The organism is Pedobacter flavus, from assembly GCF_036324285.1.
Classification (GTDB): domain Bacteria; phylum Bacteroidota; class Bacteroidia; order Sphingobacteriales; family Sphingobacteriaceae; genus Pedobacter; species Pedobacter flavus.
In genome coordinates this window covers 398,124-419,544 of record NZ_JAZDQU010000002.1, presented here as the reverse complement: position 1 = coordinate 419,544, position 21,421 = coordinate 398,124, and the positions used below count along the sequence as shown (strand labels likewise).

Here is a 21,421-nt window from a genome sequence, read left to right as displayed (position 1 = left end):
CAATTAAAAAAATGAATTTTGAAAATCGAAAACAAAAAGTTGCAGCCATGCCTAACTTCTTAATCAGAGTTGGACGATATGGTTTTTTTGCCGCTGGGTTAATAATATTTTCTGTTTGTTTAGGCACTGTTGGATACCATTATTTCGGAAAAATATCGTGGCTCGACAGTTTTCACATGGCATGTATGATATTAACTGGAATGGGACCGGTTGTAGAAATGAATTCAGTTCATGCAAAATTGTTCTCTTCATTTTATGCTTTATATAGCGGTGTAGCATTTTTAAGTATTACCGCTGTATTCTTTGCCCCCATAATTCATAGATTATTGCACATTTTACATGTCGAAGAAAATGATTTTAAATAAAACATTGTAACATGGTTTTATTTAAATATTATATAGGCTTATTTTATTAAGCCTAATTAATGCAAACAGTTTTAAGCTGTTCGACTAAATTCTTTATAAATTTTAAACTCATTTTTTACGTACTGATTTATTTAATTTTAAACGAAATAAATTTTTAATAAATAATCAGCATAATATTTTCCCTGCATAAAAAATAAAATTTTGCATTAAATGATCGCTAAACCTAATTCCGCATATATTTTAATATTAATTTCCATATCAATTATTGCCGTTTTATTTCAATTAATGATTTTATTTAATTTTATTCCATTCGATATAATTTGGGGAGGAAAATTAAAAACACAATCTCAAATATATATTTTATCGATTATTTCTATTTTAATTAACTGTTTTTTCATTTTTATTTTATTGCAAAAAGGAAGGTTTTTACATCAATTTTTAAATGACAAATTTGTTTCGATTACTTTATGGGTTTTCTTTATTTATTTTATTCTGAATACTTTAGGTAATTTATTAGCTGAAAATAGGATTGAAAGATTTTTTTCGATATTAACGCTGATTAACGCATTTTTAATCTTTAAAATAAACATGAATAAATAAAATATTTTATTCAACTGTATTAATTTAGTAAGGTTTTTAAATCATTTGAAAAATTAAATGTTTAAAATTTTATCTGCTCTAATTATTTAAAGATGATAATTAGAAAGCAGGTATTTTTAATAAAATTAATAAGTGGTATTACTATTATCTCTGCTTTGTTTTTTTTAAATTCCGAATACCCAATAAATTATAAATACAAGTAATATTAACCGCACAAAAAAAGGGTAAAAGTTATTAAACCTTTACCCTATTTCTATAAATGAATTTTTGAATCTAGTTTCCCAGTACAGATATAAAGCCTTTTAACTTAGGTTTGGCATCTCCAAAATCAAGGATATAGTAGTAAGTTCCCTTTGCTAAACCGATACCTTTAAAAGTCCCATCCCATTCATTTTTATAATTTTCCTTCCTATAAATTACTCTTCCATTATTATCAAATACGACTAACTCATTTTTAGGATACATGTCTATATTTTCAATAACAAAATAATCATTTATACCATCGCCATTTGGCGTTAATATATTCGCTCTCTTAACCATTAAGAAGTCGTCGTTTACCCTCACTGTTATTTCTTTATAACTCGTACAGCCAGAAGCCGATTTTACAGTTACTTTGTAAGTAGTGGTTTGTTCCGGACGGATGGTTAATACAGATGTGTTTTTACCTGATACAATTCCTGGTGCATTATCCCATTCATAAATATCTCCACCCGATGCAATTAATTGTATTGCATCGCCTTTAGAAAGTTCAAACACTCCTTTACTAGAAGTAATTTCTGCATTCGGCATAGCGTTTACCTGGATGCTAAAAGCACGACTATACGTATCCACACCGCCATTTTCTACACCGCCATTATCTTTTACGGTTACCGTAACAATGGAAATTCCGCTCTGCCCTGCTTTAACGGTATAATTCAAAACATTTCCATTTACGCTTATTTTATCAAACAAATTTGAATTAGAAACACTCACCGATAGTTTAGTTTGCTGAGCAGTTTCTGGTCCAGCACTCACTCCTTTCAATTCTATGGTTTGAGGCGCTTCGGTATAACAAATAACTTGGTTGCTAATCGCGGACATAGTAGGCGACTCATTTACATCTTTAATGTTAATCACAAATGACTTATCTGTAAATAAGTTATATTGATTCTTACTTCTAACCAATACCTTGTAAGCTGATTTTGACTCAAAATCTAAAAGACTATTTGTTCTTAATTCGTTATTAACGATTGAAAATAAGTTATTGTCCTCTCCTCCTGCGCCACTTACTAAACTATAAGTATAAGTAGCGTTTTGATCTTGAGATTCACTACTCAATATTCCAGCTACTGTGCCAGCAGGTTGATTTTCAAAAATCACCTTTTCCGCTAAATTAATAGCCGAAGGCGCTCCAGCGATTACTGTTAATTTCCCTGGAACATATTTAAATGAATAGTTATTTGCAATACCACCACTCAAATTGATTGCATAAACTCCCATTTCAGAAGTTGCAGTTGCCGAAGTAGAAATAACAGGCTTAGTGCTAATTTGACTTTCGTTTTCACCATTAATAAATCCACTAATCGTATAAGTTAAAACAGGGTTCTCTAAACCTTGAAATCTCGACTTATCAGCTGCAGTAACGGTTAATTCCTTTTTCAATATTTTTCCACCAACTGTTGCGCTCAAAGTATTTAACACATAATTGTTTTTCTGTGCACCGCTTAAGGTGAAATTATTGACCGTTATGATCTTATCATCACCTGCTTCTTTTGAATTATAAACTGCAGTTCCTGAAACTACAACTTCATCTCCATTCTCTACCCCAGTTAAGGTATATTGATTAGCCGGTAAAACCACGTTTGCATTTCCATCATACGTTTTAGAAATCTCTGGTGTAGATTTTAAACTTACTGTTAATGGTTTTGCAGTGATATTTCCAGTAGTATTTATCACACTTGTAGAAACAGAATAATTTGATTTCTGTGCGCCTTCTAATACAAAACTATTTAAAGCTATAGCCTTGGCTTCTCCCACTTCTTTTGAAGTGAAATTTCCACCTACTTGAACCTTTACATCATCACCTATTAGGTTGCCAGTTATAGAATAATAATCATCTGGCAATACAATACTCGTATTACCATTATAAGTTTTTGAAAGCTGAATATTTTCTTTTAATGCAACAGTTAATGGTTTTGATGTGATATTCCCAGTAGTTGTAAGACCAGTTGTTTGTAAAACATATTTATCCTTATCAACCCCATCCAAACTCAAATTATTACCAGTTATAGCTTTTGCAATTCCTGCTTCTTTGTTTATAAATGCAAAATCACCCTTAATGCTAATTTGATCATTTGCAACAAATTCATCCAAATTAAAATTAGAATTGGAAATTACCACATTTGCGTTTCCATCGTATTCTTTGGAAATTAAAGTATTATTGAAGGAAACATTTACTGGTTTAGGATTGATTGTTAATGTTTGAGTTTTATTTGTTGCTGCATTAAAAAAATCGTTCCCTGCTTGTGTTGCAGTTATTATGGTCGTTCCAGGTTTTAAAACATGTATTTTATTATTTACAATAGTTGCTACAGATAAATCACTGGAGGTATAATTTATGGTAATTGAAGAATTATTGCTGGTCGCATTTGGACTAAAATCAGCTAAGCCATAATTCACGCTTGATGTAGAAGCAAAAGTTAAAGTCTGATTTGCCTTCACTGTATTAAAATACCAAGTGCAATGACTATTGATACCTGAATAAGCATTATTATTTAAATCTAGGATAGCTGTAGCATCAACTAAAACATAAAAATCCTGATTTGGAATAAAATTTAAATTTGGATTAATGGTAATGGTTTTACCAGAAATACTTACCCGATCAGAAGTTACATCTATTTGCTCATACAATGACTTGTCAGACATTTTTCTAATTGTAATAAATCCTGTCCCCTTCTTAATATTCTCATTAAAAGTTAAACTAATATTGGTATTAGATTCACTGGTACTAGACTCTAATACTGGGCTGTAGGTTGAAACGGTTGGAGGATTAGGATCGGTTACTGTTATATTAAAAGATTGGTTTACAACATTTGTCCCATCACTTACCTGTAATACCACTGGATGAACTCCTACATCATTAGAGGTAGGGGTACCCGTTAAACTAGCCCCGGTTTGCAAACGATTGATTCTATTATTATTATAATCACCATAAACCAATGAACCATTTGGAGTCAATGTCATACCCCAAGACAAAATACTTGTACCTATTTCTGTATAGGTTGAAAAATCAGAACTATATTTTCTTATTTTACCACTATTAAAACTTATATATTTATAACCTAATTTATCTATTTTAATATCTGTAACAAAAGTAGGAAGTGACGATAATACTGTTGTAAAAGTTGTACCATCCCATTTAAGCACCTCCTTAGCTTGATAACGAGTTATATATAAATTTCCACTTGCATCAAAACCCAAGCCAAATGGCTCATTAGCACCAATTCCTGTTACATAATCAGATGTGGTAAAATCGGTTAAATTTAATTTCATGATTTTACCAGCTGGATATAAACAAGCGTATAAAAATCCATCTTTTTCTGTCATAGACAGAACACCACCTTGACCCTCATAACTAGACCCTACACTATTAAATACTTCCTCCTCTCCCGCTCCTGGGTTACTTAATGAAATTCTTTTAATATATCCAGTCGTAGTTCTATAGAAACTTAAATATAAATAATCTCCAACTACTAACATGGAATAAGTGCTGCCTATTCCTGTTGACTTTTGAGCAAAAACCGTAGTAGTACCATCTGGCTTTATTTTAAAAATATTAGTTCCACTTAACTCAGCTACATAAATATTTCCATTTGCATCTCCTGCTACACCACCAGGAGATGTCATGTTTGTTCCAAACTGCACAGGAGTTGCTTGCCCAGTTGCCGAGAATGTTAACCAAGATGGTAAGGTAGGGGCTGAAAAAGTTAAAACATCATTATTAACATCTTCTGCTCTTAATCCATAAGAATAAGGAATATTTTCTGGAGCAGTAGTTGTGGGTGTAGTTACAATAACAGGCGGATTTTGCGCTTCAACAACTAATGAGAATAAAACGAAAACAGAAATTAATTGTAAAGTCAAAAACTTAATTTTAAACATAAATAGATGAAGTGGTTTTAAAATATTTAAAGGTTTTAGTGCAAACATACAAGCAATTACCTTAATATTTTTTCTCACCAAAACACACAACTTAATTATTACAGGTAACCCCTCAAAAATAACAGAAAGATTTTATTACAAAAGTATAATTATGATTACAAAAAGCTTAATTTTTAAATACAAGAAGTCTTTTATTAAACAAAAAGAAAAATAAATTCACAAAAAATTATTAATCAGTCAATTAGAAAAGTAGCAACTGATTAATAAATTGAAATTGATTATAGAAAAAAAATTAATAGTGCTTTAACGGCAAAAATGATATTTTAAATTTTAAAACAGACTGATTAGCTTTTTTGTCTTTTCAAAAATTTATAAATCTCAAACCATCCAACAGAAACTATAGAAACTACACCTGCAAAGATCAATTCATTAAAATTAAGTGCAGATAATTTAAAAAATTCACTTACAGCAGGTACATATAAAATTATCATTAAGAAGACTAATACAGCTGTTGTAACCCCAAATAAAAGGGAATTCTTATTCATAAAAGTTTCGAAAATACTATAATAGAATGATCGGTTTACATAACTCAATAGAATATTTGAGAAAATTAAAGTTGTAAATACAACGGCTCTTGTTTTTTCTTCATCACCTCCATTATTCACTGTAAACTGGTAAGCAAATAATACGCCTATCGTTATTACTAATCCCTGAATTATACTTATTGAAAGTTCTTTCCAATTTAGAAATGTATCGGTAAGTTTTCTTGGTTTTAACAACATGGTGTTTTTTTCCATCGGTTCATTTTCATAAACAATAGAACAAGTTGGCCCCATCACCAACTCAAGAAATATAACATGTACTGGGGTAAATATATTAGGGAATATCCAATCTAAGAATAAAGGAATTGAAACCGTTAATATAATTGGAATATGAATAGAGATAATGTATTGAATTGCCTTTTTTAGGTTGGCATAAATTCGCCTTCCCGCTTCTATTCCAATAATTAGCTTGTCTAAATCGTCGTTTGTAATAACCAATGATGCTGCTGCTTTTGCAATTTCTGTCCCCTTATTTCCCATTGCCACACCAATATGAGCAGATTTTAATGCTGGCGCATCATTTACACCATCCCCTAGCATTGCTACAATTTCTCCATTTTGCTTTAGCGCTTTTACTACTTCCAACTTAGCTTCAGGAAACATTCTGGTAAATAAGCTTGTTTTATTCGACAAAACAACCAATTCTTCTTTTCCACATGCCATTATTTCTGTTCCGTTCACTGCAGGTGCTTCATTTATTATTCCAGCTTGAGCGGCAATTGCATGGGTTGTATCTGCATTATCGCCAGTAATAACTTTTACTTTGATTCCTGCATGATAAATTTTTTGAAATACATCATTAATTCCCTTTTTAGGTGGATCATAAAAAATAGTAAAACCTAAAAACTCAAATTCTAAATCTTGCTGCTTCTCTGGAAATTGTTCCCCAGTAAAAATAGATTTAGCTACACCCAATACTCTAAAACCCTGTTGACCCAAGGTTTTAAATTGGGTTCTTAATGTCAATAATTGATTATCCGATAAGTTTGAAACTGAGATAATAGCTTCTGGCGCACCTTTAGCAGCAATTATTAGCTCACCATTTTCATTTTTAAATACATGTGTCATCATAGGAGGTTTTCCCTCTAATGGATATTCATGAAACAACTTAAATTGAGGTCTTAAATCAACAGTTTGGGTTTCTTCATAAACTTTATGAATGGTTTTCTCCATCGGATCGAATGGCACCGGCTCACTACTCCACATTGAATAGGAAATAATTTCATTTAAAATTGGCTCATTAAAATCCTTATCATCATATATTTTATCCGATTTAAAATCATACAATTGCTTTAAATGCATTGAATTTTCGGTTATTGTCCCCGTCTTATCGGTACAAATAACAGTAGTACTCCCTAAAGTTTCAACTACATTACTGCGTTTAATTATTACGCCTTCACGCATTAATTTCCAGGCGCCTAAGGCCATAAATGTGGTAAATGCAACCGGTATTTCTTCTGGTAAAACAGACATCGCTAGGGTTAATCCTGCTAACAAGCTGTTTATAATACTTCCAGTTTGAAAATAACTAAATACCCAAACCATTAAAAATACCACTACACCTATTACAGCCATCCCCTTTACAAATTTGGTAATCTGAATTTGTAATGGAGAAATCTCTGCTTCAATATCTTTTATGGATTTACCAATTGCGCCAATTTTGGTATTTGCTCCTATTTTTTCTACCTCAAAAACGGCTAATCCAGAGGCTACGAGTGTCCCACTATAAACATTTCTATCTTCAGTGTCTTTACTTTTAAAAATCGAATAACTTTCTCCTGTTAATGACGCCTCAATCACCGAAAAATCGTTACTGTGCACAATCTTCCCATCCGCATTAATCATTTTTCCTTCTTCAATAATAGATAAGTCGCCCACCGCAATTTCATGAGTAGGAATGCTTAACACTTGTTTATTACGAATAACTAAACTTAAAGGTTCATTTAATTTCTCTAAAGCCTCTAATGCTTTTTTACTTCTATTATCTTGATAAAAAGAAATGGCAGAAACCGCGATAATTGCCCCCAACATAAATAAAGCTTCCGAATAGTTACCTACGATTAAATAAATAATGGAAACTGCAATTAGCAAAATCAGCATGGGTTCTTTTAAAATATCCAAAAGCATTTGATACCACTTTGCTGATTTACTTTTTTCTACTTCGTTATAACCAAATTGACTCCTCGATTGAGCTAATTCTTCTTCAGATAAGCCGATTAAATGACTGGGAATATTATAGTTCATTATAATTTCATGATTTATTGAACAACGGAAATACTATTTGTTGTTTTAAATTTCTGTATCAAGATATAAATTAAAATTTATAACCTTACCATGCATATTTTATATAAATTATTTCAAAATAAATTTAATTTATCCTAATTAAAACACATCATTTAGCTATGAATATAATTATGGACAGTTATTAATCTTGATCCATTTTATAACTTAAATCAATCTAAAAAGAAATGGCATAAAAAAATCCGCCGATTGGCGGATTCCTTTGTTTTTATTTTTGCCTAGGTGGCTTTGTTGATTGCATAGTTGGTAATTCAAGGTTCGACTTCCCAATTACATTGGTAATACTAGAAAGTACACCAGCAATATCAGATAAATCTGCCGGAACAATCATCGAATTATTGGTTTTGGCCAACTTACCAAATTCACTTAGGTACTGCTCGGCAATTCTTAAATTCACCGCATTCATTCCTCCTTCTGCGTTTATAGATTTAGCGATTTCAACAATACCCTTTGCTGTTGCAAATGCTACCATTTCTATTTCAGATGCCGTACCAGCTGCTTCGTTTATTTTACGCATTTTTTCACCTTCGGAGCGGGCAATTGCCTCTTGTTTATCACCTTCAGCACGATTTATTTTGGCCTGCTTATCACCCTCCGATTCAGCAATCATCGCTCTTTTCTCACGCTCAGCACGCATTTGTTTCTCCATGGCATCACGAATACTTTGAGGTGGTGATATATTTTTTACTTCATAACGAGATACCTTTATACCCCACGACTCACTCGCCTTATCTACAGCTTCTACAATTGTAGCATTTACTGTTTCACGCTCTTCAAAAGTCTTATCCAATTCCATTCTACCAATAACACTACGCATGGTAGTTTGTGAAATTTGAATAACCGCAAAACGATAATTATCTATACCATAAGATGCTTTTTGAGGATCTACAACTTGTAAATACAGAATTCCATCTACCTCAACAGCTATATTATCCTTAGTAATACATATTTGTGAAGCTACATCAATTGCTTGTTCTTTTAAATTTTGTCGATAAGCAACCTTATCTATAAAAGGAATTAAAATATGAAATCCAGCGTCTAATGTTCTGCTATATTTCCCTAAACGTTCTACAATATAAACTGATCTTTGTGGTACTACTTTAAAAGTAGACATAAAGGCCACCAGTACAAAGACTGCTAGAATAATTAAAATAATGGTTGTTGCGCTCATATATTATTTGGTTGATTTAATGATTAAAACGATACTTTTTGTACCTACAATTTCTGCTTCTTCTCCTACTTCCAAAGCGTCTATAGATTCTGCTTCCCATATAGCACCTTTAAAAGTTACCTTACCTTTACCATTTGATGTAAAAGCGGTTTCAGTAACACATATTCTGCCTATAAACTCGTCGGCAAGCTCAGCACTAGGTTCAGAATAATGCCCCATTTTTCCTCTCAGCCATTTTCTAAACAGCAAAACAGAAAGACTAGAACTTATTATAAAAATTAAAATTTGGACATCTAGGCTGATATCGAAGAAGAAAGTTAACAATGCTACTATCCAAGCGCCTACGCCAAAGAAGAATAAGATGAAGCCAGGGATTATAAATTCTAATAAAAGAAATGCAAATCCTAACAACACCCAAATCACAGAAATATTTAAAAATTCATTCATAAAAGTTGGTTGGTTGTTTCCGTAATTTACTGAAAATTAATCAGAATAACAAACTTTTAACTCCTATTTATTAAAATATTTAATTTTTTTCTATCCAGAATGCACCTGGCTCTGCATTTTTAGTTTGCGCATAAATTGGATGTCCTTTACAAAATTCTTCTTTGTAATGATGAGTTAAGTAATTTAAAGATCCAATAATCTTAAATCGATTATTATAGGTTAAAAAAGCCTCTAATAAATATTGCTCATTCCACAATCTATGTTCTTTGTATATCCATGCCTCCGGATAATCCTTAGGTGTAAAAACATCATGAACATGAACCATTACACCTGCATTTAAAACTGGCAATACTTCAAGAAACTCAAACAATACATCGCCCTGCGGCCTAATGATATGTGAAGAATCAATGAATAGTATATCGTTGGATTGTAATTGATTAAAAAAAGTAATATCTAATTCTTCGACCTTCTTCCTTACTATTTTTATGCCCAATTTTTCTAACCACGGCTGCTCGTATGGCTCAATACAAATATGCTCGCAATGATGATTTTTATCTTCTTCATTATTTTTTTTAAGCGCGTTCTGAATCATTAAGGTTGATGAACCACAACCTACTTCAATAATCCGACGTGGCTTTTTTAAACGAACCAAATTATATAAATACTCTGCATCACCCGATTCATAGGTGCCGTTTTTATAATAATAGGTAAGTTCATTAACTTTTTCGGATGGAAAATTCTGTAATTCAGCCTGAAATTTAAATTGTGAAATTAAATCTAACTGCTCAGCATCATTAAAATTTATCCCAGGCAAGTTTCTATCTTCATTTAAGGGCTTTTTTAAATGATGCTTTGGGTTGATTAAAGGCTGATAATAATGATCGTGAACAGGTAACAACCCTACATGACTAAATATTGAGTTCTCTATTCGGTTAATTCCCACTTTCCTAACCAGTTTTAACCACCAGGCAGAAAGGTAAGTTAGCGGAGTTCCAATAATTGTAATAGGCCTTACTAGCTTTTTCTTTTCCATTTTTTAAAATCGGATGTTAAGGTATAGATTTTTTATTTCTTAAATAGATATATTTTTTAACTTGTCCTTATTTTTAAGCATAAAGATGATGGAAACCGACCCAAGTAAATTATCATTCGAAGAAGCATTCGAAATTTTTATAAAGGACAAGAAAGTGGTGAACTGGGGATTTAGAATGCCTAATCCAGTTAAAATGGATAACGGATTTAACGAATATCCCTGCGGTTATTATACTGAATATGAGAATGGCTACAAACTAATTGTTTTTGGGAGTAGTTTTGGTAACGAACAGCAGCAAGAAATTAGAGTTTTAGATGCCAACGATAAACCAGTTGGGTATAAAGATAGAGAAGATATAGTTTTCGATTGATTTTACTGATTTATTTAAGCTTTTTTCTAGGGTTCATGCCATAAAATTTATGAAAAGCATGGTTAAAAGCTGAAAGATCAGTGAAGTTTAAAATATTTGAAACCTCTATCCAATTAAATCCCTTAATTTTCAGTTCTAAAGCTTTTTCCATCTTACAATTTATAAAATATTGAAGTGGACTAATCCCATAACACATTTTAAAAACCCTGTAAAATCTAAATTCCGAAAGTCCAATTTCTGTTGCTACTTCTTTTATTTTAATTGGCTCATAGATAGAATCCCTGAGCAAAGCCTTAGACCGTTGAATTTTTTCAAATAAAGCTAGTCGAGTGCTTTTCTTCTCAACTTTAAGTTTATAAAAATAATCCAACTGTTGTTGATGGTTATTTAATAAAAGTGGAATAAAATCATATAACCAAGCTTTATATTCCTCAGCGTTCTTATTCGGCCGAAGTAAACTCATTTGGTTAACTATGTTTTTATCTGCAATATTTAATCCATTCCATAAATCTGGCGACCATAAATTGTCTTTATACTCTTCTTCAAATCCATTGGGATTTATATAAAACTGTAAGGCATTATTTATAAGGTCTTCTTCTAAATTTATGCAAATGGCCTTGGTTTGTTCACTATTTATATCTACTTCTAGCAAAGGGTCTGATGGATTTACCAATAAATAGGTTTCTGCTGTAACCCCTACTTTTTTTTCCCCGATATAATAATCTTCCTTCCCTTCTATCACATATTTGAATGCCAAATTATTAACTTTAATTGGCACGTTTAACCTGTTTATATTACTCATAACTATAGCATTACCCACAGTTTTCTTTTTCTGTGAGAAAAAATTGCTATCGTTTACATAAGAGAAATCACAATTAACAGATAATAAATCTAACATGATTTTACAGGTTTGTAATTTTCGAAAATAGGCAGAATTTTACAAGTAAATAAATAGTTTTCGTAAGATTTTTGTAGCCTAATTCTACCTATATGAGAAAGTTAAAGTTAATTAGTTTGTTTTTGACCATTTCAATAACGCCAACAATTGCACAAGTTTATCCTACGCAGAAAATAAAAGTCCTCTTGCAGCAAAAATTAGATGAGTTTCAACAAACTAATCAGTTTCCAGGCGCAAATTTAGCAGTTATACTTCCAGACGGACAAGAACTAATTGTTGCCACCGGTTTTCAGGACCTGGAATTAAAAAAACCTATGGAACCGTTTACTAGGATGCTATCGGGCAGTAATGGTAAGTCTTATTTCGCTGTGGCTTCATTGTTATTAATGGAGCAAGGTTATTTTAAATTAGACGATTTAATTTATACTTATTTAAAGGATGAAGAGTGGATTGATGATTTGCCAAATGCGAGGTCTATTACATTCAGGCATCTTTTAAATCATAGTTCTGGCTTGATGGAATATTATCCACTAGGTAATTTCATGGAATTATTAAAAGAAAATCCATATAGATCATTTTCACCAACAGAATCCATTTCTTATAGTCTAAACAAAAAACCTTTATTTAATGCTGGAGAAGGTTGGAGTTATGCAGACACAAACTATATTCTTTTAGGTTATATTCTGGAGAAAATATCTGGACAAAATTTATATAAAATTATTCAGGAACGCATTTTAAATCCATATAAATTAACACTTACAGAACCTTCTGTCAAATTAAATTACAACGATTTTGCAGCTGGATATGCCCGCATTGCTAATAATCCATTCCCATTTCCAGGTAAAACCATTGAAGACAATAAAATGCGTTTCAATCCCCAATTTGAATGGGCAGGTGGAGGTTTTGTATCTAATGTTTCTGATTTAGCAAAATGGATGAAAACGATACACAGTTTCCCTCAATTATCTGCCTCATCCTTAAAAGAGTTATTGCATGGAGTTGATGCTAAAACTGGAAAAAACCATAAGTATGCTATGGGTTTACAAATTAGACCGAGCGAGCTTTTAGGGAATTCTTACGGACACAGCGGGTGGTTTCCAGGTTATATTACAGATGCAGCATATTTCCCTGACGTAGATATTTCTATCGCTATCCAATTTAATACAGACGATACAGAACTATTAAAAAAATCAACCATTTCTATTTTAAATGAATTTGCGGCTTTGGTGCATCAATATTTGCCTGTTGCACAACAAAAATATGGCATAGGCTACCAAATTCATGAGTTTCCAAGTTCAAAAACCAAAGGTCAAAATCTACAATTTCAAATCTGGTATCCGATTGAAAATACGGATTACCAAGAGCAACCTTATATAAATAATGAAAATTTATTGGAAGCTATGCAAGCGTATGGATATAATGGATTGGAAAAAAATGAAATTAAAAACTTAGGCACATACAAAAGAAAGGGAAAGTTAAATAGTAGTCCAATACAAAACATGAAATTTCCAGTTGTTTTCTTTTCTCACGGACACGGAATGGCTGCCATTAATTATTCATTAATTTATGAATATTTAGTCAGCAAAGGATATATTGTTATTGCTCCCGATTACGAATTGGGTGGGTTAAGGGTTTTGAAGGATGGTACAGCACAAAGCTCTAAGCAAGATGAATTTTTAAAAAATTCTGAAGGGCAGCAAGGCTATTTTAAAATTATAGAAAACTGGTCTACACAAAACGAAGAGATTTTAAACCTCTTAAAATCAGGAAAAATAAAAAATCTTAAATCTGCCCTTAACTTTAATAAGTTATATGCCATGGGGCATTCTTTAGGTGGTAATACCGCAGCATTTTGGATGCAACAAAATAAAAATATTAAAGGAGCAATAAATCTAGATGGCGGAATTTTTAAAACCATAAATCAACCAGAAAACCGACCATTATTAGTTTTAAGAAGTCAGCCAGATTATACAATTGATGATTTAAATAAACGAAATATTTCTCAGCAACAATGGGAGGAAATGGGGCTTAAAATTGACCAAAGTTTCCATGATGGCTACTCAAACTTTAAAAATAAAAAAGAGATTAAAATTAAAGGTGCCGGGCATCTCTCCTTTTCAGATGCACCATTTGTTGTGCCTTCTATGATTAATAAATTTGGCGGTAAAAAGATTAAGCCATTTGATGGATATGAATTGATCTTACAACACATTAATCAGTTTCTAGAGGAAAACCCTTAACCCAAAATTTATTTAATAGAGATGATTTTTTCATATTTTGACAGAAAATCATCTTTATTACCTCATATTAATTTTAATTATATTTTAGTTCAATATTTAACCTATATTTATAAATTTGCTATAATCAAACAAAATAAAAATTCATCAATTTGAAGAAGCAAAAAGTATTAATTACTGGTGCCAGTAAAGGGATTGGTTTAGCCATAGCCAAAAAACTACAAGATAAATATTGCTTAATTCTTCATTCTTCTAAAGATGAAAATATTAAAGAATGTAGGGAGGGCAATTTTGTTTTAGCGGCTGATTTTTCTAACCAAGAAGAACTTAAAACTTTCTGCAAAACATTAAAAGAACAGCATGGCGACGAATTATACGCTATAATTAATAATGCAGGTATTGCATTAGATAAGCCAATAAGTTTTCAACCTGAGAAAGACATAGATAAAATGATGATGGTAAATTTAAAAGCCCCCATCATGATTTCTAAAACAGCATTTAAAATATTCGGTCTTAAAAATAAAGGTGTGATTTTAAATATCAGCTCCTGCATTGCTGAGTCTGGAAATGCCTTTCAATCTGTTTACGCAGCTACTAAAGCTGGGTTAATCGCATTTTCAAAATCTTTAGCTAAAGAAGCAGGTGTTCTAAATCATGAACATCAAATTAGGGTTTTAAGTCTATCGCCAGGGTTAATTGAATCGGAGATGACCCAAACCATCCCCCAAGATTATCTGGATAAATATCTATCTATGGTACCCGCACAAAGGATGGGCAAGGCCGAAGAAATTGCATCAACGGTACGTTTCCTACTTTCAGAAGAAGCAAGTTACATTAACGGAACTAATATAAATGTAAATGGAGGACTTCTTTAAAGCCAAGAGTTTAGTAGAATTAAATCCTAAAGATATTCTTCTTTATGGTCCAAGCAAGTTATTGGTAGATGAGTTTTTATGGCATAATCCAGCGGTTGGCATTATAGCATCATATACCCCAAAAGCCAAGGATGTATTGGACCATTTTGATGTATTTAGAGGTGTAGATCAGATAGAATCTTTTGCACAGGCAACAGTAGTTTCTTGCGCAACATTTAATCAATGTGAAAAAGAAAACCTTACTCCTTTACAATTAAAAGAAAATTATATCCCTTTATTTATCAGTGTTGGGGGTGTAAATTTTCATCATTATTTATTAGAAGGTGAAACTTTTATATGTTTAGGTAATATTAAGTTTTATAAATTTCGTCAGATGGTGGTTGATGGAAGAATATATAAAGCTCCAAAAGGATTAAATTTAAAGGACTACTTCGAGAATTTTAAAGATGAAGACCTGGAAAATTATAATTTAGACGATAGCTTTGAATTAGTAGCTACATGCTTTGACATAACAGGAAGAGCGTTTAAAAAAGACAAATCAATTTTAAAATAAATGGACAGAAAAGAAATTTTAACCGGGTTAGTTGAGGTATTAAAAACCATTAGAACAATTGACGAAAGTAAATTAAGTACAATTACAGAAGAAACAGATTTTTTAAAAGATTTGAATGCACCATCTTCTGAATTAATCAATATTGCAGCTAAAGTAGAAAGTCATTTCGACGTAGAATTTGAAGATGAAGATATTGATGAATTAGGTTCTCAGGTGAAAGATATTATCGATTTAATTATCACAGCAAAAAACCGCTAAAATGGAAATCAGTGGAAGAAAAGTAGCTGTCGTTGGCATGGGAGGTGTTTTTCCTAATTGTTCTAATATTGAGGAGTTCGAGCGTAAAATATTCGACAACCAGTCTTTAATTAGATCATGGGATAAAATCCAGCAATTTGGAAAAAACGTCCGCTCTACTGTTGCAGGCTACATAACAGAAGAGGAAATGAACCTCTCTCCTGTTTATGCTTCCCATTTAATAAATTACCCAGAAACGTATATTGATCATTTAAACAGAATTCCAACAGCTAATTTGGCTACTGCCGATTTAGGTAGTATTTGGGCAATGTTGGCTGCTCAGGATGCGATTAAAATGTCGGGATGGAATACCACAGAAACTCAATCCGAATTAACGGGCGTGTTGGTAGGAACTGGTGGAAGTGGATCAGGCGAAATATTAAGAAGTGCCTGGAATAATTTCTTTGAACTGGGTAAAAAATCAAGAGCCTTAGGCACACATAATGTCGACCGTGCCATGGTTTATCGTGATACCGCCAATATTTCCTGTTTAATTAAAAATCGTGGTATTTGTGAATCTATTGGCTCTGCATGTGCCACTGGTTTAGGAAATATAGGTTATGCATATCGACTAATTAAATTTGGACTTCAAGATAGAGTAGTCGCTGGAGGAACCGAAGGCACTTCAATTGAGTCCTTTTTAGGCTTCGATGCGATGTATGTTTTAAGTAAAGACTTTAAACCTGAAGAAAGCTCAAGGCCATTTGATATGCATAGAAATGGTTTTGTTTGCTCATTTGGCGCGGGCGTAGTTTGTTTAGAAGCTTACGATATTGCTAAAGCCAGAGGTGCAAATATTTTAGGGGTGATAGATAGCTATTTCAACAATGGTGATGGCGATGGCGATATGTTTTATCCATCTTTTAACGGTCAGCAACGCTTATGGCAAGGATTATTATCAAACACCAACATAAAACCTGATGTAGTAAAAGTTCATGGCACCTCTACTCCAGCGGGTGATGCCATTGAATTGTTTAGTATAGTGGATCAACTGGGAGATAAAGGATATCATATTTCGGCTCCTAAATCGCAATTTGGGCATATGCTAGGCGCTGCAGGAGCGGTAGAATTTATTGCATCCATTTTAATGCTGCAACGACAAGAAGTATTGCCTTGCCTAAATTCTGATACCCTAAACCCTGAATTAGAGAATTTCCAAAAAAAGGACGACTGGACAGGACCAAAAGAACCTGTTTTGGCGTATAGAGATTTATTACCGCAGCAATGCCTAAAAAAAGAAATTAATCATATTGCATGCTTAAATTATGGATTTGGCGGCACAAATAGTTCAATCTTAATCTCTAAAGCATAATTATGATTAATAATGAAAATAAAATTGCAGTTATTTTTGGCGTTAGAAACGATGCTTCTATTGCTTTTAATGTAGCACTTCAGCTTAAAGCATCAGGTTGCAATGTTTTTATTAGTTATGTTGATGAAACCAAGGACGATGTGCTTCATCTTTTGAAAATACACGAATTTAACACAGCATTTTCTAAAAAAGTGGATGTAAGAAATGAACAAGAAATTGAAGATTTTTTAACTCCAATTTATAAGCAATTTGGAAAAATTGATTACTTATTACATGCCATTGCTTTTGGTTCGCAAAATGTAATGTGCTATACTTTACCGGGAAGTAATCAACCAGCTCCCGCTTATATAGATATTCCGTTTGATGAACTTATGGACTCATTTAATATCAGTTCCTACTCATTATTAAGGATTTCGAGAGTTGCAGAACCTATGCTTTCCGAAAACGCATCTATACTTACCTTAACATTTAACGCTTCCCAAAAAGTATTCCCCGGCTATGCTGGAATGGCCATCAACAAAGCAGCCTTAGAAAACATCATGTTGTATTTAGCCGATTATTTTAAGGTTAAAAATGTAAGAGTAAATGCCATATCAGCAGGCTTAGTTATGACCACCTCTTCTGGCGGAATTAATGGCGTTAGAAAACTTAGAAAAGCCGGAAAAGTAATCGCACCATTAGGTAATATTACAGCCGAAGATGTTGCACAAACGGCTTTATATTATTTTTCTAATTTATCGACCAAAGTAACAGGAAATATCCATTTTGTGGATGGTGGATTTAATATTATGGGAGTCCCTGCTCATGAACAATAATTTAGATTTAACGATTAATAATTTAGGCTTAAGTAAGGAATATGCGATTGGAAACGATTTAGTGTATTTTCCAAATTTTGCTCTATCGTTAAATCCATTATTTATAAAAAAAGTTTACACGGCAAACGAAATAAAGTACTGCGAGGAGTTTGATAATACTTTAGAAAGATATGCATCCACTTGGGCTGCAAAAGAAGCAGTTTATAAATGCATCAAACAATTATCTAAAAACATTAAAATTGGACCGAAGAAAATAGAAATTCTAAGAAAAAAAACTGCTGGAGAACCTATAGTTAATATCCCCAGTTCTTTAAACCTCGCTCCTATAAGCTTAAGTATCACGCACGATGGCGACTATACATGGGCCATTGCTATTTACAAAAGAAATAATGATGAAAAATCAGTTTTTTGAAACCGATTTGGTAAAATTAAGTTATTATACTTTTGGGAATGGTCCCAAAACAATGCTGTGCTTTCATGGATATGGCATGCATGGACGACAATTTAAAACCCTTGAAAACCAATTTAAAGACACTTATACCTTCTATGGTTTCGATTTGTTTTTCCATGAGCAAACGCAATTACAAAACAACTCCATAGAAAACATAAAAAACGGCATTAAAAAAGAAGAATTAAGCGCAATTTTTGCTGCCTTTTGTACTGCAAAAGGGATAGATAATTTTTCTGTTTTGGCTTACTCTATGGGCTCTCATTATGCCTCCACCTTAGTTGAGATAATTCCAGAAAAAATAGATGAAGTAATAATTGCAGCCCCTTCCTGTCTAAACCCAGGCTTAGTGGTTAATTTTTTTAGTCAGAATAAAATTGGAAACAAAATCTTAGAAAAACTAACTCTGAGTAAGAACGGGATGAATAAATTCTTAGAAAGTTTAGTTAAAATTAAAGTGATAGATGAACCTACATTAGAAATCTTATTACGCGAAGTAGGCACACAACAGCTAAGATTTAATTTATATGGATGCGCCACTTATTTAAGACACTTGAAATTAGATCAGGAAAAATACATCCAAAACTTAAATCAACATAAAATTAAAAGCTATTATATTTTTGGTGAAAGAGATAAAAATTACCCACCTAAAATTGGCAAAAAGTACCTTTTAAAATTAGAAAATGCCAAACAATTAATCGTACCTGAAAATCATGATATGATTAATGTTAATTTTAGCCAGAATTTATTAAACTTACTAAATGATTATTAAGCCGAAATTATTACCCTTACCCATTATAAAATTGATTTATTCGGTGGTGTCTTGGTATTTAAACAGACGGTTTAATAAATTGACAATACATCCTATAAAACTAAATACAAACCATTCTTATCTATTAATGTGCAATCATTTTAGTTTTTTAGATGGGATGCTTGCCTTCCACCTATGTAGAAAGAGTGGATTAATGAATGCTGATTTTAAAGGTTTATATTTTATGATCTTAAAAAAGCAAATGCAGATGAAGCCTTGGTTAAAATATTTAGGTGGATTTTCGGTTGACCCAGGGAAAGGAACTATTGGCAGAAGTTTAAATTATGCTTCAGAAATTTTAAGTACGCCAGGTAATGTATTATTGATGTTTCCTCAAGGAAATTTAGAATCTATTCATGTAAGGAACATCGAAATTAAGGAAGGAATAAATACCATTGTCCCTAATATCAATGGAAATTGCCAGATTATTTGGTGCAGCACCATTATAGAATTTTTCGAAAGTTTACAACCCAGCGCTCATTTTAACTTGTTGGATTGTGGCACGAACAAAGAGTTTGATTTTGAGAAAATATCTCAAAATATCAATAGCTTTCATAAAGAAGCACTCAAGAAAAACATAAGATTTACAAAGGAATAAAATTAATAACCTATCCTTTTTAAAGCCAATTTTGCTTTTCCTTCTATACTTTTCTCATATTCATGATTCTTCATATCTACAGCTTGCTTGTAATAATAAGCTGCTTTAGCAAAATCTTTATTTTTCTCGTAAATAGCTCCTAGAAATAGAGCCGCGTTGGCAGCATAGTAATAAGTTGTTTCACTTCCAATCTGAATAGACTTTTTATAATTAACAATGGCTAAACTATCTTTAGCTACTTCATCGTATATTCTTCCTAATCTATAGTACAACTCTATATGATCTCTAATCACTTTTAACTCTTTAAATGGCTTATTATTAAGCTGCATTAAAGCTTTATTGTAATAACCTCCATCAAAATATAAGCGTGCTTTTAAAAGATCTAAATCAGGTGCAACATCTTTAGCCTCTCTTAATGCTTGTTTATCTTTTTCATCAACCGTATAACCTTTATCTAAAACCATTTTCAAATAAGCTTTATATCGATTTACATCACCTCTTATTAAATAATAATAGCTTAATTTAAGATAAGCATCTTTAATATAATTTTGGCCTCTATACGATTCAATATAATCGGATAAATAAAGATTTGCATCATTATCTCCTCTTTGCAATTTCGCATTACCCAAAATATAGTTTGCTGAAGGATAATTTACATACTCATCACCTTTTGGCATTTTCAATAAATAATCAATAGCCTTATCATTTTGCCCATTTTTCGCAGAAACATAACCCTGTAAATAGCTCTTTAACAAACTATTTTTATTGAGGTATTCTATATAGGACATTAATTTATTGTAATGTGCTTTATTGCTCACCAATTCAGTATTGATATAACAAAGGAAAAACACCAATTCGTCGGTAAAAAATTGATACTCGGAATTTGGCATCGTTTTCATTAATGCCTCTAAAGTTTGGATCCCTACATTTACATCTCCTCTGATACCAATTGTAGAAAAAACCCCTTTCAAATTAGGTGGTATAGCACCAAAAATAACATTTATTAAACCTAGACTTTTTCTATTGGGCAAAAATTGAGGAAACTTCTTTGCATTTGTGGTTAATAAGGTATTGGCTCTTTTAATATCTAAACCGGATGAAAAATACTCCTGAAACCTACTTTTTAGCATTCCCCATTGTAAATTAACCTCAGCTTGAGCAAATAAATAGTATGGCGAATTTTTATCCATGCCTTCTAACGCTTCTAGCCTACCCGTTTTGAGGCCCTTTAGTCGGTCGAAATCACTCTTACTATCTGATGTTAAAATCGTGAAATAATCTATATAATTATCTAGAAGAATAGTTATTCCATTATTTGGGTTTAACCTTTTCTCTTTTGCTACAATAGCCTTAGCATCATTTAAACGAAGATCAAAAATGGCTTCAAAAGCTGATTTACAGTTTGCATTAAAATCGAAATGAGCTTTAGACTGGAAACTAATAAAAGTAAAAAATAGAAAAGAGAGTAATAGTTTTTTAAGCATAAATTAGTTTCCTCGAATTGAGTTTGAAAACATTTTTGAGCACAATAAAAGTACCAAATAGATT

General features: G+C 32.1%; 18 protein-coding genes. 11 read left to right on the top strand and 7 right to left on the bottom strand.

What is annotated here, in order from left to right; genetic code table 11:
* Positions 1–11 precede the first annotated feature (11 nt).
* Entirely contained in the window at positions 12–365 is a 354-nt protein-coding gene (locus VRU49_RS07860; RefSeq protein WP_330146232.1) for a hypothetical protein, read from the top strand.
* Positions 366–1,238: 873 nt separating this feature from the next.
* On the opposite strand, the gene VRU49_RS07855 is transcribed toward VRU49_RS07860, so the two are convergent.
* The 5 genes from VRU49_RS07855 to VRU49_RS07835 all read right to left on the bottom strand — a co-directional run bounded on the left by VRU49_RS07855 (position 1,239) and on the right by VRU49_RS07835 (position 10,659).
* The gene (locus VRU49_RS07855) at positions 1,239–5,087 is read right to left on the bottom strand and encodes a YDG domain-containing protein (RefSeq protein ID WP_330146231.1); all 3,849 of its coding nucleotides are present in this window, start codon (positions 5,085–5,087) and stop codon (positions 1,239–1,241) included.
* Between the two features lie 362 nt (positions 5,088–5,449).
* Positions 5,450–7,951: a cation-translocating P-type ATPase gene (locus VRU49_RS07850; RefSeq protein WP_330146230.1), complete on the bottom strand. Its 2,502-nt coding sequence runs from the start codon at positions 7,949–7,951 to the stop codon at positions 5,450–5,452.
* Between the two features lie 265 nt (positions 7,952–8,216).
* Complete coding sequence (locus VRU49_RS07845) at positions 8,217–9,179, bottom strand: SPFH domain-containing protein (protein WP_330146229.1); 963 nt, start codon at positions 9,177–9,179, stop codon at positions 8,217–8,219.
* A gap of 3 nt (positions 9,180–9,182) precedes the next feature.
* Positions 9,183–9,626, bottom strand: a complete 444-nt coding sequence (locus VRU49_RS07840) for an NfeD family protein (protein WP_330146228.1) — start codon at positions 9,624–9,626, stop codon at positions 9,183–9,185.
* Positions 9,627–9,705: 79 nt separating this feature from the next.
* Positions 9,706–10,659 (bottom strand): class I SAM-dependent methyltransferase, encoded by a 954-nt coding sequence (locus VRU49_RS07835; RefSeq protein ID WP_330146227.1) that lies wholly within the window; start codon positions 10,657–10,659, stop codon positions 9,706–9,708.
* Between the two features lie 85 nt (positions 10,660–10,744).
* Here VRU49_RS07835 and VRU49_RS07830 point away from each other — a divergent pair, with 85 nt between their 5' ends.
* Positions 10,745–11,029 (top strand): hypothetical protein, encoded by a 285-nt coding sequence (locus tag VRU49_RS07830; protein WP_330146226.1) that lies wholly within the window; start codon positions 10,745–10,747, stop codon positions 11,027–11,029.
* A gap of 10 nt (positions 11,030–11,039) precedes the next feature.
* Here the strand turns inward: VRU49_RS07830 and VRU49_RS07825 are convergent, their stop codons facing one another.
* A complete protein-coding gene (locus VRU49_RS07825) occupies positions 11,040–11,927 on the bottom strand; it encodes a helix-turn-helix domain-containing protein (RefSeq protein ID WP_330146225.1) in 888 nt (295 codons plus the stop codon).
* A gap of 92 nt (positions 11,928–12,019) precedes the next feature.
* Here VRU49_RS07825 and VRU49_RS07820 point away from each other — a divergent pair, with 92 nt between their 5' ends.
* From VRU49_RS07820 to VRU49_RS07780, 9 genes are all read left to right on the top strand, one after another.
* Positions 12,020–14,167, top strand: a complete 2,148-nt coding sequence (locus VRU49_RS07820; RefSeq protein WP_330146224.1) for a serine hydrolase — start codon at positions 12,020–12,022, stop codon at positions 14,165–14,167.
* Between the two features lie 149 nt (positions 14,168–14,316).
* Entirely contained in the window at positions 14,317–15,039 is a 723-nt protein-coding gene (locus VRU49_RS07815; RefSeq protein ID WP_330146223.1) for an SDR family NAD(P)-dependent oxidoreductase, read from the top strand.
* The gene (locus VRU49_RS07810; RefSeq protein WP_330146222.1) at positions 15,023–15,592 is read left to right on the top strand and encodes a hypothetical protein; all 570 of its coding nucleotides are present in this window, start codon (positions 15,023–15,025) and stop codon (positions 15,590–15,592) included. The genes VRU49_RS07815 and VRU49_RS07810 overlap by 17 nt, the downstream gene beginning before the upstream one ends.
* A complete protein-coding gene (locus VRU49_RS07805) occupies positions 15,593–15,850 on the top strand; it encodes an acyl carrier protein (protein ID WP_330146221.1) in 258 nt (85 codons plus the stop codon).
* A 1-nt stretch (position 15,851) separates the two neighbouring features.
* Positions 15,852–17,201, top strand: coding sequence for a beta-ketoacyl-[acyl-carrier-protein] synthase family protein (locus tag VRU49_RS07800; RefSeq protein WP_330146220.1), 1,350 nt, complete (start codon positions 15,852–15,854; stop codon positions 17,199–17,201).
* A 2-nt stretch (positions 17,202–17,203) separates the two neighbouring features.
* The gene (locus VRU49_RS07795; protein ID WP_330146219.1) at positions 17,204–18,016 is read left to right on the top strand and encodes an enoyl-ACP reductase FabI; all 813 of its coding nucleotides are present in this window, start codon (positions 17,204–17,206) and stop codon (positions 18,014–18,016) included.
* Positions 18,006–18,428 carry a holo-ACP synthase gene (locus VRU49_RS07790; RefSeq protein WP_330146218.1) on the top strand — a complete coding sequence of 141 codons (423 nt, stop codon included), beginning with the start codon at positions 18,006–18,008 and terminating at the stop codon, positions 18,426–18,428. The genes VRU49_RS07795 and VRU49_RS07790 overlap by 11 nt, the downstream gene beginning before the upstream one ends.
* The gene (locus VRU49_RS07785) at positions 18,406–19,236 is read left to right on the top strand and encodes an alpha/beta fold hydrolase (RefSeq protein WP_330146217.1); all 831 of its coding nucleotides are present in this window, start codon (positions 18,406–18,408) and stop codon (positions 19,234–19,236) included. The genes VRU49_RS07790 and VRU49_RS07785 overlap by 23 nt, the downstream gene beginning before the upstream one ends.
* The gene (locus VRU49_RS07780; protein ID WP_330146216.1) at positions 19,226–19,873 is read left to right on the top strand and encodes a 1-acyl-sn-glycerol-3-phosphate acyltransferase; all 648 of its coding nucleotides are present in this window, start codon (positions 19,226–19,228) and stop codon (positions 19,871–19,873) included. Before VRU49_RS07785 ends, VRU49_RS07780 begins: the two co-directional genes overlap by 11 nt.
* 2 nt (positions 19,874–19,875) lie before the next feature.
* On the opposite strand, the gene VRU49_RS07775 is transcribed toward VRU49_RS07780, so the two are convergent.
* Positions 19,876–21,357, bottom strand: a complete 1,482-nt coding sequence (locus tag VRU49_RS07775; protein WP_330146215.1) for a tetratricopeptide repeat protein — start codon at positions 21,355–21,357, stop codon at positions 19,876–19,878.
* Positions 21,358–21,421 lie beyond the last annotated feature (64 nt).